The following is an 11,562-nucleotide window of genomic DNA, read 5'->3' as shown; positions in this document are numbered from 1 at the left end:
ATCGCAGCAACAATCGGTGTCATGAGTCGGTAAATGTTTACCGGACCATGACCACCGAACATTCCGGTATTGGAGAAGTCCCATGATTATAAAACACACACAGCTATGCACAGCGATCCTGGTTATGCTCCTTGCTGTGACCGCTTTACCAACCCACGCTTCAGGTCATGGAACTGCAGAACATGGCCAGCCTGTGCTGGAAGGCTACAGCCCTGTGTCCTACCATGAACAGGGACACCCTGAAATGGGTTTCCGAAAACACCAGAGCATGTATCAAGGAAATGTCTATTGGTTTACCAGTGCGGAACAGAAAAAGAAGTTTGACGCCTCCCCCTCAGCCTATGCACCCACTTTCCCCCACAGCTGCCCGTATAACCTTGCGCAAGGGCGCCTTGAAACCGTTGACCCGACCAATTTCAAAATTGTTGATGGTCAACTTTTATTGTTCCATCGTTCCACTGAGCAAGATGGGCGACAGCGGTGGGAAGAAAGTGTTGTAAACAACCGAATCACAGAAAAAGAACTCCTTCGCAGGGCAAAGAGCAATTTCATAGACCTCAAGTTCTGAGACTGACCAGTAAGGATTTCCGATGACCAGCACCGTTTTTACGGTAGAACATCCTCAATAATTGAAGCTCTGGAAGCCCTTGCTGAACCGTGCTATCAAGCGAGTGTCGCCCCAACACTTCACCTCGCTGCATCCTGTGCCTCCTTGTTCAGGTAGGCAACAATGTCATCAGACTCATAGAGCCAGCGATCCTCGCCATTCCTTTGAATTCTCAGGCAGGGTACCGTCGGTTTACCACCACCGTGAATCAGTTCATCCCTGGCTCCGGCACTTGTCATGAGATGCTTTTTTGTGACGGCAAGGTCATGTTTTACCAGAGCCCACTGCACCTTGGCGCAAAATGGACAGGAGGGGAGGTAGTACAGCGTTAGTCCGTAAAGGTAGACCGGCTTTGAATCAGCTGACCGAGGGACACCGGGCTGATTACCGAACAAGCGCCGTAACATGTTAATCATTGAAGACTCCTGCAATGAAAGATGACTGAAACTAAAATCGCTAGATCAACAGAACCAAACCCTGTTTGAAACTCCTGCTGAACTGTAACAAGCCGTCAATCTCGGGTGTCTGTATATCAGGCGCAGCGATCTCCACATTGAAAGGAGGCTTGCACCGATCACCAAACAACGAGAGGATTTGAGCCATGAGAAAATTCACTGTTTTGATGACAGCGATTGTCCTGACAGCATCCGCCAGCGTCTCAATGGCAATGAATGGCCAGGCTGATCGCTTTAACGAAGCTCGCAGCTACCCGAACAAAACGGTTGACGTAGCAAAGCAAGCCGATTAATTCTCAATAACCTTCAACCTGGCCGCTATCAACGCATAGCGGCCAGCTCGTTTTGTATTGTCCTACCTGGACATTTCCGGAAAGTTTGCCGGGGTATTCAGGCTCCAGTCGTAGTCGATGTAGCTGAGTCCAGCCGCACCTTTCACACGCTCGGACACTTCCGGCGTCGCCCACTCCAGAATGAATGCCCGGTTTGAGCCGGAAGCCTCCTGAAAGTCCTTCTCGTACCACTTGAACAGTTCACTCACGTACAAACGGCCAGACTCAACCCGGAGCTGGCGCTCGGTGCTCAATGCCCGCCGGGTATTCTCCGCCAGCAATTTTTCCAGGTTCGCCGCGGTATAGATCTCTGTCCTCAAAGGTGGGCAACCGACCGAGGCGCAGTTGACGGCAAAATGTACCCTTGCGTCTTTCCAACCACGGGCCTGGTAGTCATCGCCCAGAAGAATCCCTTTCTCAATTTCATCCAGACTGTAAGCCTGGCCACCGACAATGAAGTTGGCGCGGCCGAAAACATTCTTCACAAACGGATTGATTCGGCCGCCGTAATCCCACACCGAAGACACCAACTGGCCATTCGGCCGTTCAGTCAGAATCTGGTCGATCATGAAAAAGTTGTAGGCGTTGATCCAGAACGCGACAGCGTGCTCCCGTGAGTCAAGCTGACTGAGATCAAACGATGCCAAGCGCGCCCTCTGTTGCTCAAGGCGTGGTTGTGTCTGGTCATCGGCCAGGGCCGATTGGTAATCAAAGGCTGAAACCAGACCATTGCCCGGCAAGGTATGCTCAATCAGGTGATCAGCGACCAGCTGCTGGAATGGCTCGTAGGGGGAAGTCTCTGCCAGCGCGCTGCCAGCCAGAAACCAGAGCGCAATGAGCGCGCGTGAGAAAAATGCCGTGATAGGTGGCCAATTAAAGGTCATAACAACTCCTGTGTTGGGTGAACAGGGTATACCGACACAGCTCGGCGCAAGTTGTTACGCGGATGCCGTGATCGGCCGGTACTAAACCGGCTGATCACGGCCCTGAATCAGGCCTTCTGCCACTCAAACTTCTTGAACGGCTGATCGACCGGCGTTTTGGCGATGTGATTGATATAGTTACTCATGATTTTCTGGGACAACGTCATGATCAGTTCCAACACATGCCGGTTATCGAAACCTGCCTCGAAAAACGCGCTCAGGTCGTCTTCACTCACGTTGCCCTGCTTGCGCATGACCGCCAGAGTGAAATCACGCAGCGCTTCCAGCTTGTCGTTCGGAAGCGGGGTTTCGTCACGCAGCGCATTGGTGATGTCGTCAGACACCTCCATCATCTTGGCAATGCCGGTATGCGCAGGCACACAATAATGGCAGGCGTTCTCGACGTTGATGGTCTGCCAGACCACGGTCTTCTCGTCGTTGTTTAAACTGCTGTCCAGCACCAGTTGATGCAGCTTCTGATAGGCCTCAAGCACTTGCGGCGATTCCGCCATGACCGCATGCAGGCCGGGAATCATACCGAAGTTCTTTTGGGAGTTTTCCAGAAACGGCTTGGCTCCCTCTGGGGCGGATTGGGCATCGTGTAATTTAAAATCTGCCATTGCGGTACTCCAATCAAGTTTATGAATGATCGCTCAACAACCAAACCGTATCTGTTTTTGAGCGGCCATTCAAGTTATAATTGAGCGAACATTCAAAAGCACCACACGAGGGTGTCGTTATGCCAAGACCTCCAAGCTATGACCGGGAAGCAGCTCTGGCGAAAGCCGTCAGTCTGTTCTGGCAAAAGGGCTATCACGGCAGCTCGATGAAGCAGATCGAGCAGGCGCTGGATATGCGCCCCGGCAGCATCTACGCCACGTTTGGCAGTAAAGATGGTCTGTTTTCTGAAGCGCTGGCCAATTACGCACAGCAGGGTGGGGCCGACCTGTCGGAACACATGGCGGGTTATGACAGCATCGTTGCAGGGTTGCAGGCGTATTTGCGGGAAATCGCCGGCAGTTGCGCCGATACCGACTGTGCCCCCGCCCGGGCCTGCCTGATCGTGAAAACCTTGCTGGAAGCCAGCAACACCAACCCGGCACTGTATTCGCAGGCCCAGAGTGTGCTGGCCGCCATTGAAACGTCCTTTGCCGAGCTGTTGGAAAGCGCCAGAAATCAGGGAGAAATTGCTGCTCAGACCGACTGCCGACGTCTGGCAAGGCTGCTTCAGAGCCAGATTATGGGGCTGCGCGCCATGGCTGAACGCAACCCGTCTGCCGCTGAGCTTGAGCAGCTCGGCGACGACATGGCGGCAATTCTGGAGAGCTACAAGGTAAGGAACTAAGGTGCAACGGCGGCTTTGGTCATGCCCTCGAGTGCGCCGGAGAGGTTCCTGACCACCGGGCAGTCTGCCACCCCGTGGCGTTCAGCCAGGTACTGAGGGTCGTTGTAGCCGAGCCAGACCTGACCGCTGTCATCCTGCCAGACCAATGCCTTCAGGGGCAGGTCAATGCCTGCCGATTGCGCGCACTGCATAAACGGCGTGCCGCCCTGCGGGTTGCCGAAGATCAGCAGCTCGGTCGGTCGCAACGATTCACCCACGCTCTGTGCACCTTTGGCGTGATCAATCCGGGCAAACACGTTCAGCCCCTTCTCCTCCACAATGGCTTCAAGTTTATCCATGGTCGCCGTCGGCGAGTGGGGGCTTTTCAGCAATATCAGTCCGTCAGCGGCAGTGGCCGTCAGGCTAACCATCATCAAGCAGAGCAGTGCAGCAGCGCGGAACATCATAGGCCTCCATTTTTTGTGTGAACCTGCTCTCTCAAGGTAGTGCACCCGGCGCCTGTTCACCAGCCTATGGCCGGCCCGTTACCGGATCGGACCGTTAAACTGCTCAACCTGCGCTGCGCAGTACTCCACTCAGTCACCATCGCTGCAGGAAAGGCCAACCTCAGCGCAGGTCCGGATTCAGGGTGTAGGTGCCGGTCACCCGGGCGCTGGCCAGCACGTGCCCGGCCATGGCCTGGCGTACATCGTTACCGTCAAACTCACCATCCAGGCCCAGGCTTTCGACATCCAGCGCATGCACTTCAAAATGGTAGTGATGGATGATTTCGTCGTTCCAGGGCGGGCAGGGGCCATCGTAACCGGCGTAGGTGCCGGCCATGTCGGGATTGCCGGCGAGGAACTGGGTGTAGTTGTTCACACCCCGAACACCAATAGCCCCCGGGCCGCATTCCTTGCCTTTTGGCAGCACGCCATCGCTGTCCTCACCTTCCGGTATCCGGCCCACATTGGCAGGAATATCGGTCAGTAACCAATGAAAGAAATCCACCCGGGGCAGGTCGGCAGCCACCGTTTTGCCTTCCTGGTTCACATCGTCAGCCACGCTGGGCACATCCGGGTCAAACATGATCACCACAAAGCTTTTGGTGCCTTCCGGCGCCCCGGACCACACCAGCTCAGGATTGCGGTTGGGGCCAAAGCTCATGTGGTCTTGCTCACTGAACACGCCGAACGCGAATTTCTCGGGAATCGGTTGGCCTTCTTCTACACCTTGAACCTTTAGTTTCACAGCAATCTCTCCTGTCGGACGTCATTTGCATATAATCGGGTTGTACCAGGGCATACGCTACAGAGTGTAGTTCTGGTTCTATCAACCATCTCAGGTCTGTGTCCAGATTAGCAAATTGCCAACACAAAGCACGTGATGGCCGCTCCGGTTGCATCAAAAGGATCAACCAGACAACACCTCTGTCCAATTGTTATCGTGGACCTACAACGTTAATATAGCCGGCGTTAGCAGCCTACCTTTTATGTTAACGGGTCAGACTGATCAGAGCAGACAGCCAAGTACTTTCCCGCGAGAGTACTTGGCTCTCATCTTCTGAAGGTCTGACTGCTATGGAAAACCTGCATCACATTGTAGTTGTCGGCGGCGGTGCCGGCGGTCTGGAGCTGGTCACCAGTCTGGGCAATAAACTGGGCAAAAAACACAAAGCCAGAATCTCCCTGGTAGACTCCGGTCTTACCCACGTCTGGAAACCTCTTCTGCACGAAGTCGCCTCCGGCTCTCTGGATGCCAACGCTAACGAAATTAACTATCGCGCTCACGCCCGCAAGCATCATTATGAATTCCAGCTTGGCCGCATGAGCGACCTCAATCGCAGCGCAAAAGAAATCGTCATTGCGCCATTCCTCGACGAAGAGGACCAGGAAGTGGTTCCGGAGCGCCGGATCAAGTACGACACCCTGGTGATTGCCGTCGGCAGTACCGCGAATGACTTCGGAACCCCCGGCGCCCAGGAAAACTGTCTGTTTCTGGACAGCCTCAGGCAAGCCCGGCGCTTCCATAAACTCATGCTTAACGCATTTCTCCGCAAAAACCATGAGGCCCATCAGAGTCAGCCCCATGCTCTGAACATCAGCATTATCGGCGCTGGCGCTACCGGTGTGGAGCTCGCCGCCGAGTTGCGACTGGCGTCACGGGAGTTGCCAGTGTACGGCATGAATCACCTGCAATCGTCAGACGTTTCCATCAGCGTGATTGAGGCAGCCGATCGGATATTGCCGGCGTTGCCTGGCCGACTCTCAGCAGCGGCCACCCGGGAACTGGAACGGCATAAAGTCAACGTACTGACCGGACAGCCGGTGAGCGAAGTACGCCAGGGAAGCCTGGTGATGAAGGACGGCACCGAACTGCCCTCAGAAATGACCATCTGGGCAGCTGGCATCAAGGCGCCGCCGTTTCTTGCCAATCTGGATGGCCTGGAAGCCAACCGCACCAATCAGCTTGTGGTGGAACAGACCCTTCAAACCACCCAGGATCCAGACGTATTTGCCCTTGGTGACTGCGCAGCCTGCCCGCAACCGGGTTCGGACCATAACGTGCCCCCCAGGGCCCAGGCCGCTCACCAACAGGCCGACACCCTGTTCAAAACTCTGTGTAACCGCCTGGAGGGCAAAGACCCCGTGCCCTTCGTTTACAACGACCACGGTTCTTTGATCAACTTCAGCCGTTACACCACCGTCGGTAATCTGATGGGCAACCTGTCTGGCCGGAGCATGTACATTGAAGGAAAGGTCGCCAGAGTGTTCTATGTTTCTTTGTATCGGATGCACCAGGTCGCCCTGCACGGCTTCCTGCGCACCGGCGTGATCTGGCTGATGGACAAGATCAGCCGCGCCATGCACCCGCGATTGAAGCTGCACTGAGGCGCAACGCCTTGTCCTGAAAGACTGGAGCGGGCGATGGGAATCGAACCCACGTCATCAGGTTGGGAACCTGAAGCTCTACCATTGAGCTACGCCCGCCTGCATAATGATAGTCACAGCAATATAAGCCCGGGCTGACGTCCGGGCAAGCCTTTTGGTCTGGAGCCTGATGGATCCCACCCTTACCCTCATTGGCGCCCTGATGCTGGTTTTCAGCATTGTGTTGAGCCCATTGTCCAGCCGCATTGGCATGCCGGTATTACTGGTCTTTCTTGCCGTTGGCATGATGATGGGTGAGGACGGCCCCGGGGGCATCCAGTTCGACAACTTTGAACTGGCTTTTCTGATTGCCAATCTGTCTCTTGCCGTTATCCTGCTGGATGGCGGTATGCGCACGCGAGTGGAAACCTTCCGGGTAGGTTTGCGGCCAGCCCTGGTGTTAGCAACCTTGGGTGTCGCGCTGACCGCGGGCGGCGCAGCCATTGTGGCCTGGTGGGTATTCGATCTGCACTGGATGATGGCGTTACTGATCGGGGCCATTATCTCCTCAACCGATGCGGCGGCGGTCTTTTCATTGCTACAGGGCCGGGGCCTGCACCTGAACGAACGAGTCAGTGCCACTCTGGAGATCGAATCGGGCAGTAACGACCCCATGGCCATTTTCCTCACGCTGATGCTGGTCACACTGATCAGTCAACACGAGCCGGGGTCTATTCTTTCTGGGTTGCTAATGCTGGTTCAGCAGTTTGGCATCGGCGCGGCCGCGGGTGTTCTGGGCGGTTTTGTCACGGTTGAGCTGGCCAACCGGATCCGCTTAACACCAGCCCTGTACCCCATCCTGGTTGGTGCCGCCGGCATCGCGGTTTTCTCGGCCACCAATGCCGCTGGCGGTAGCGGCTTTCTGGCTATTTACCTCTGCGGTGTTGTTATAGGCAACCGTCCAGTCCGGATGATGCCGATGATTCTTCAGGTTCACGACGGTATGGCCTGGCTGGCGCAACTTTGCCTGTTCCTGATGCTGGGCCTGCTGGTCAGCCCCTCCGACCTTATCCCGCTGGCGGGTGCCGGTCTTGTACTGGCACTCGCACTGATCTTCGTCATTAGGCCGCTAACCGTGCTGGTGACACTTTGGCCTTTCGGTTTCAACAAAAGAGAATTGGGGTTTATCAGTTGGGTCGGGCTGCGAGGGGCGGTGCCCATTGTCCTTGCGTTGTTCCCGATTATTGCCGACCTGCCGGACGCCCAACTGGTTTTCCATGCCGCCTTCTTTATCGTTCTGGTGTCGCTGCTGGTGCAAGGCACTACCATGGCGCCGCTGGCCCGTAAACTGCGCCTCGAAGTCCCTGCTGGCGAAGACCCTTATCGGCGTTTGCCATTGGATGCGCCAGCCGCCGGCGATCATGAATTGATGCTGTTCCCGCTCAGAGGCAAGAATTGGGATAGGCCCAAGGCCCTTGGTCAGCTTCGGCTACCGGACAACACTGCGATTGCCGGTGTGTTCCGCAATCGCAAATGCCTGCAACCCACCAAAGATCTGGAAGTGGCTTCAGGCGACATGGTAGCGATGTTCGCCACTCCGGCACTGCTGCCCGACCTGGGCAAGGCTTTGAGTGGCCGGCAGGCACCCAAACATTTGGCAGAACGCGCCTTCTTCGGCGACTTTGTGCTCAACGGTGACGCGTTACTCGGCGATGTTGAACAGGTGTATGGCATCGAATTCGACGAGCTGCCCCCCGAGCTGTCGCTGGCGGAATGTTTTGCCAAACGCACGAAGGGCCATCCGGTAGTTGGTGACACCGTAACATTGGGCCCGGTAACCCTGGTGGCCCGGGCCACTGAATCGGACCGGGTTACCAAGGTCGGTCTGAAGATGGATGCGTGATGCCAGTCAGATTCGTGTAACGAAAACCAGCAACCGTAACAAAACCCCTTATCAATACCCCTGCCGGCTATGTTATAACCACTGTGAACAATCTTTAACCATCAAACCGACTATGCTGGCATCATGACCCTGAGACTTTTTTTATCGTTTATCCTGGCAGCATTGCCCATTCTCGCTCAAGGCACCGAGCTATTGGCGAGGGCAGATACCCGCATGGTGGTTCCATCCGCCGAACCAACGCTTGCCGAACATCTTGAAATTACCCAGGTGCTGGTTCGTAAAGAAGAACGCCGGCTGTACTTATTAAGCGGTGAGCGCAAGGTGCGGAGTTACCGGATATCCCTGGGCGGCAATCCCGTCGGCCACAAATTGTATGAAGGCGACAGGCGCACACCAGAAGGCGATTACATCCTGGATTGGCGAAACGCCAACAGCGACTTCCACAAATCCATCCACATCTCGTACCCCAGCGCCAATGACCGGGAACTCGCCGAAGCCTGGGGGCTGAACCCGGGCGGCAGCATCATGATTCATGGCCTGCCCAATAATGCCGGGGATCTTGCCTTTGCCTATACCGGACTGGACTGGACCGAAGGCTGCATCGCGGTCACCAACGAAGAGATGGATGAAATTTGGGCGCTGGTCGATAACGGCACACCGATTCGAATTCTGCCCTGACGTCCATGGCGGTCGATCACGATCGATTCCATGACCATAGAATTAAGTTGTTGTCATAAGCCAAGAAAATTTACGTATCCTTAGTTAACATTATGTCTCCGAGTGTTTTACACTGTTTAACGACTCCGGTAGTCAATGCCTATCGGGCTAGTTGACAGGAAGTCGTCTATACTGACTTTCGGATCACAGGAATTAAAACGACTAATAAGGGGAATTATAATGCGTAAACTGACGATCGCCGGGTTTGCAATGGCCGCCGTACTGACTGCTGGTTGTGCTACAACCGACCAAGGTTCTATCGACGAAGCCAATGCAACTGCAAGCTCCGCCGAGCAGACCGCCAACAACGCACTGAACACCGCTAACAGCGCTGCCAGCTCTGCACGTACTGCCCAGCAGACTGCTGAAGAAGCACTGGCTGCCGCTCGCGCAGCTCAGAAGTCTGCAGACGAAGCTAACGAGCGTGCACGTCGCATGCTGGAGCGCTCCAGCCAGAAGTAAGGCTGACGCTTAGCAAAAAAGGCCGGTTAAACCGGCCTTTTTTGTGCGTGAATGAAAACCCACCGTTACTCGTCAGACTTGCCTGGCTTTCTGGTGACCTGACCGTCCATAAAGGATTTGATCATATCCACCGGCAGCGGGAACACGATGGTAGAGCTGTTACTGCTGCTCATGTCCGCCAACGTCTGCAGATAGCGTAATTGCATAGCGCCAGAGTTCGCTGACATCACTTCCGCCGCTTCTACCAGCTTTTTCGACGCCTGCAGTTCACCTTCGGCGTGAATAACCTTGGCTCGGCGTTCACGCTCTGCCTCGGCCTGACGGGCGATAGCACGAATCATGGTTTCATTCAGATCCACGTGTTTGATTTCCACGTTAGCCACTTTGATACCCCAGTCTTCCGTCTGGGAATCAATGATCTCCTGGATATCGGAATTCAGCTTGTCGCGCTCTGACAACATCTCATCCAGATCGTGTTTACCCAGTACCGAGCGCAGCGTGGTTTGCGCCAGCTGGCTGGTAGCTGCCCCAAAATCTTCCACCCGGATGATCGCTTTCTCAGGATCAACTACCCGGAAATACAGTACCGCGTTTACCCGAACCGTAACGTTATCCTTGGAGATAACATCCTGACTGGGCACATCCAGCGTAATCACGCGTAAATCCACACGCACGATCTGTTGGATTCCCGGGATAACAATGATCAAGCCGGGGCCTTTTACACCCTGGAACCGGCCCAGGAAGAACACCACACCGCGCTCGTATTCCGGCAGGATCTTGATGGCGGAACCAAGTATTAGCAATAACACCACAATCGGTGCGATATAGGGAATTATGTCGCCCAGGTTCATACGGCCTCCTTGATTTGCCGTTGGTTAGTCCGAAAGGATCGTTTAATGGGCCGATCCAGCCTCTGGTTTCACCTCTACGATCAGGGTCAATCCCTCCATGCCTTTCACGTTAACCGTCGCGCCCTTGGTGACTGCATCGGCACTCCGGGCATTCCAACGCTCACCGCTTACCTGCACATGGCCATGAAATGCCTCGTACGTCGGTTCAAAATCATCCAGGGCCAAGCCAACTTCGTGTGCCATGTGCTCACTGCCGCTGACCGGCGGCCTTCGCCTGAGGCCGATAAAGCGCGTAACCGTCCACAGAATGAAGCCCCCGGCAACCACGGCCGTGCCTCCAATGGTCGGCATTGAAATATCCCGGTGACTACCGTCCATCAGAATCACCGAACCGGTCACAAACGCAACAATGCCCCCCACCCCGAGTATCCCGAAACTGGGCACGAAGGCCTCCCCGACAATGAAAGCCAACCCCAGAAGAATCAATGCCAGACCAGCGTAATTCACTGACAGTACCTGAAAGGCAAACAGCGCCAGAATGAGACTGATCGCCCCGATCACCCCGGGTACGATGGCACCCGGATTGGACAGCTCAAAGATGATGCCGTAAAAACCGATGATCATCAGAAAGTACGCGACGTTCGGATCGGTGATCACAGACAGCAACCGGGTACGCCAGTCGGGCTCTGAGCGCACCAGTTCCAACTCGGCCGTGTCGAGGACCGCCTCGCCTGTCGCCAGTTGCACGGTGCGGCCGTGAATCGCCTCCAATAAAGACCCCAGGTCAGGTGCCACCACATCAACGACATTCAGTTCCAGAGCCTCGGTCGCGCCCAGGTTAACCGCTTCACGCACAGCTTCTTCAGCCCAATCCGCATTCCGGCCATGGCGCTCTGCCAGACCACGGATGTAGCTGACCGCATCCTCCAGGACTTTTCGCTCCATGGCCGTATCACCCCGGCGTTTTTCGGGCTCGAAAGACTTGTCATCAGCACCCTTACTGGATTCGTCGCCCTCCTGACCTGGTTGACTCTCTGGCTCTGGCTCCGTGCTGCCCGGCATACCACCCATCTGCACCGGTGTCGCCGATCCCAGGTTGGTGGCGGGTGCCATGGCGG

At 55.5% G+C, this 11,562-nt stretch carries 14 protein-coding genes and 1 tRNA gene; 7 read left to right on the top strand and 8 right to left on the bottom strand.

Annotated elements, in window-relative coordinates:
• Nucleotides 1–82 precede the first annotated feature (82 nt).
• Nucleotides 83–568, top strand: coding sequence for a YHS domain-containing (seleno)protein (locus tag IBX51_RS12585; protein ID WP_291831628.1), 486 nt, complete (start codon nucleotides 83–85; stop codon nucleotides 566–568).
• 119 nt (nucleotides 569–687) lie between these two features.
• On the opposite strand, the gene IBX51_RS12580 is transcribed toward IBX51_RS12585, so the two are convergent.
• Nucleotides 688–1,014: a glutaredoxin gene (locus tag IBX51_RS12580; RefSeq protein ID WP_291831629.1), complete on the bottom strand. Its 327-nt coding sequence runs from the start codon at nucleotides 1,012–1,014 to the stop codon at nucleotides 688–690.
• Nucleotides 1,015–1,208: 194 nt separating this feature from the next.
• On the opposite strand from IBX51_RS12580, the gene IBX51_RS12575 reads away from it, so the two are divergent.
• Nucleotides 1,209–1,355, top strand: coding sequence for a hypothetical protein (locus IBX51_RS12575; RefSeq protein WP_291831626.1), 147 nt, complete (start codon nucleotides 1,209–1,211; stop codon nucleotides 1,353–1,355).
• Nucleotides 1,356–1,417: 62 nt separating this feature from the next.
• On the opposite strand, the gene IBX51_RS12570 is transcribed toward IBX51_RS12575, so the two are convergent.
• Both IBX51_RS12570 and IBX51_RS12565 read right to left on the bottom strand, forming a co-directional pair.
• Nucleotides 1,418–2,278 carry a DUF547 domain-containing protein gene (locus IBX51_RS12570; RefSeq protein ID WP_291831625.1) on the bottom strand — a complete coding sequence of 287 codons (861 nt, stop codon included), beginning with the start codon at nucleotides 2,276–2,278 and terminating at the stop codon, nucleotides 1,418–1,420.
• 107 nt (nucleotides 2,279–2,385) lie between these two features.
• Nucleotides 2,386–2,937: a carboxymuconolactone decarboxylase family protein gene (locus IBX51_RS12565; RefSeq protein WP_291831624.1), complete on the bottom strand. Its 552-nt coding sequence runs from the start codon at nucleotides 2,935–2,937 to the stop codon at nucleotides 2,386–2,388.
• A gap of 119 nt (nucleotides 2,938–3,056) precedes the next feature.
• Here IBX51_RS12565 and IBX51_RS12560 point away from each other — a divergent pair, with 119 nt between their 5' ends.
• A complete protein-coding gene (locus IBX51_RS12560) occupies nucleotides 3,057–3,662 on the top strand; it encodes a TetR/AcrR family transcriptional regulator (protein ID WP_291831623.1) in 606 nt (201 codons plus the stop codon).
• Here IBX51_RS12560 and IBX51_RS12555 read toward each other — a convergent pair.
• Together IBX51_RS12555 and IBX51_RS12550 are read right to left on the bottom strand one after the other, a co-directional pair.
• Nucleotides 3,659–4,108 (bottom strand): DUF302 domain-containing protein, encoded by a 450-nt coding sequence (locus IBX51_RS12555; protein WP_291831621.1) that lies wholly within the window; start codon nucleotides 4,106–4,108, stop codon nucleotides 3,659–3,661. The two genes, IBX51_RS12560 and IBX51_RS12555, sit on opposite strands and share 4 nt — an antisense overlap.
• Before the next feature lie 160 nt (nucleotides 4,109–4,268).
• Nucleotides 4,269–4,892, bottom strand: a complete 624-nt coding sequence (locus IBX51_RS12550) for a YbhB/YbcL family Raf kinase inhibitor-like protein (RefSeq protein ID WP_291831620.1) — start codon at nucleotides 4,890–4,892, stop codon at nucleotides 4,269–4,271.
• A gap of 329 nt (nucleotides 4,893–5,221) precedes the next feature.
• Between IBX51_RS12550 and IBX51_RS12545 the strand changes: the two genes are divergently transcribed.
• On the top strand, nucleotides 5,222–6,532 hold the full coding sequence (locus IBX51_RS12545; protein WP_291831619.1) for an NAD(P)/FAD-dependent oxidoreductase: 1,311 nt from the start codon (nucleotides 5,222–5,224) through the stop codon (nucleotides 6,530–6,532).
• A 25-nt stretch (nucleotides 6,533–6,557) separates the two neighbouring features.
• Here IBX51_RS12545 and IBX51_RS12540 read toward each other — a convergent pair.
• Nucleotides 6,558–6,631, bottom strand: a tRNA-Gly gene (locus IBX51_RS12540).
• Between the two features lie 70 nt (nucleotides 6,632–6,701).
• Between IBX51_RS12540 and IBX51_RS12535 the strand changes: the two genes are divergently transcribed.
• The 3 genes from IBX51_RS12535 to IBX51_RS12525 all read left to right on the top strand — a co-directional run bounded on the left by IBX51_RS12535 (nucleotide 6,702) and on the right by IBX51_RS12525 (nucleotide 9,593).
• Entirely contained in the window at nucleotides 6,702–8,414 is a 1,713-nt protein-coding gene (locus IBX51_RS12535; protein ID WP_291831618.1) for a potassium/proton antiporter, read from the top strand.
• Between the two features lie 123 nt (nucleotides 8,415–8,537).
• On the top strand, nucleotides 8,538–9,092 hold the full coding sequence (locus IBX51_RS12530; RefSeq protein ID WP_291831617.1) for a L,D-transpeptidase family protein: 555 nt from the start codon (nucleotides 8,538–8,540) through the stop codon (nucleotides 9,090–9,092).
• A 219-nt stretch (nucleotides 9,093–9,311) separates the two neighbouring features.
• Entirely contained in the window at nucleotides 9,312–9,593 is a 282-nt protein-coding gene (locus tag IBX51_RS12525) for an Lpp/OprI family alanine-zipper lipoprotein (protein ID WP_291831616.1), read from the top strand.
• Nucleotides 9,594–9,658: 65 nt separating this feature from the next.
• On the opposite strand, the gene IBX51_RS12520 is transcribed toward IBX51_RS12525, so the two are convergent.
• Complete coding sequence (locus IBX51_RS12520; RefSeq protein WP_291831614.1) at nucleotides 9,659–10,444, bottom strand: slipin family protein; 786 nt, start codon at nucleotides 10,442–10,444, stop codon at nucleotides 9,659–9,661.
• Between the two features lie 42 nt (nucleotides 10,445–10,486).
• The coding region (locus IBX51_RS12515; RefSeq protein WP_291831613.1) for an NfeD family protein at nucleotides 10,487–11,562 on the bottom strand (1,076 nt) is incomplete at its 5' end.

Origin of the sequence: Marinobacter sp., assembly GCF_014859525.1 — a bacterium.
Classification (GTDB): domain Bacteria; phylum Pseudomonadota; class Gammaproteobacteria; order Pseudomonadales; family Oleiphilaceae; genus Marinobacter.
Note: the sequence above shows the minus strand (reverse complement) of the source record. Positions and strands in the feature narration are given on the sequence as shown.

Bases quoted from the DNA above. Each gene is read 5' to 3' on its own strand.
- IBX51_RS12535 (WP_291831618.1), top strand. From the start codon at position 6,702: ATGGATCCCACCCTTACCCTCATTGGCGCCCTGATGCTGGTTTTCAGC.
- IBX51_RS12545 (WP_291831619.1), top strand. From the start codon at position 5,222: ATGGAAAACCTGCATCACATTGTAGTTGTCGGCGGCGGTGCCGGCGGT.
- IBX51_RS12570 (WP_291831625.1), bottom strand. From the start codon at position 2,278: ATGACCTTTAATTGGCCACCTATCACGGCATTTTTCTCACGCGCGCTC.
- IBX51_RS12520 (WP_291831614.1), bottom strand. From the start codon at position 10,444: ATGAACCTGGGCGACATAATTCCCTATATCGCACCGATTGTGGTGTTA.
- IBX51_RS12565 (WP_291831624.1), bottom strand. From the start codon at position 2,937: ATGGCAGATTTTAAATTACACGATGCCCAATCCGCCCCAGAGGGAGCC.
- IBX51_RS12525 (WP_291831616.1), top strand. From the start codon at position 9,312: ATGCGTAAACTGACGATCGCCGGGTTTGCAATGGCCGCCGTACTGACT.
- IBX51_RS12575 (WP_291831626.1), top strand. From the start codon at position 1,209: ATGAGAAAATTCACTGTTTTGATGACAGCGATTGTCCTGACAGCATCC.
- IBX51_RS12580 (WP_291831629.1), bottom strand. From the start codon at position 1,014: ATGTTACGGCGCTTGTTCGGTAATCAGCCCGGTGTCCCTCGGTCAGCT.
- IBX51_RS12585 (WP_291831628.1), top strand. From the start codon at position 83: ATGATTATAAAACACACACAGCTATGCACAGCGATCCTGGTTATGCTC.
- IBX51_RS12560 (WP_291831623.1), top strand. From the start codon at position 3,057: ATGCCAAGACCTCCAAGCTATGACCGGGAAGCAGCTCTGGCGAAAGCC.
- IBX51_RS12555 (WP_291831621.1), bottom strand. From the start codon at position 4,108: ATGATGTTCCGCGCTGCTGCACTGCTCTGCTTGATGATGGTTAGCCTG.
- IBX51_RS12530 (WP_291831617.1), top strand. From the start codon at position 8,538: ATGACCCTGAGACTTTTTTTATCGTTTATCCTGGCAGCATTGCCCATT.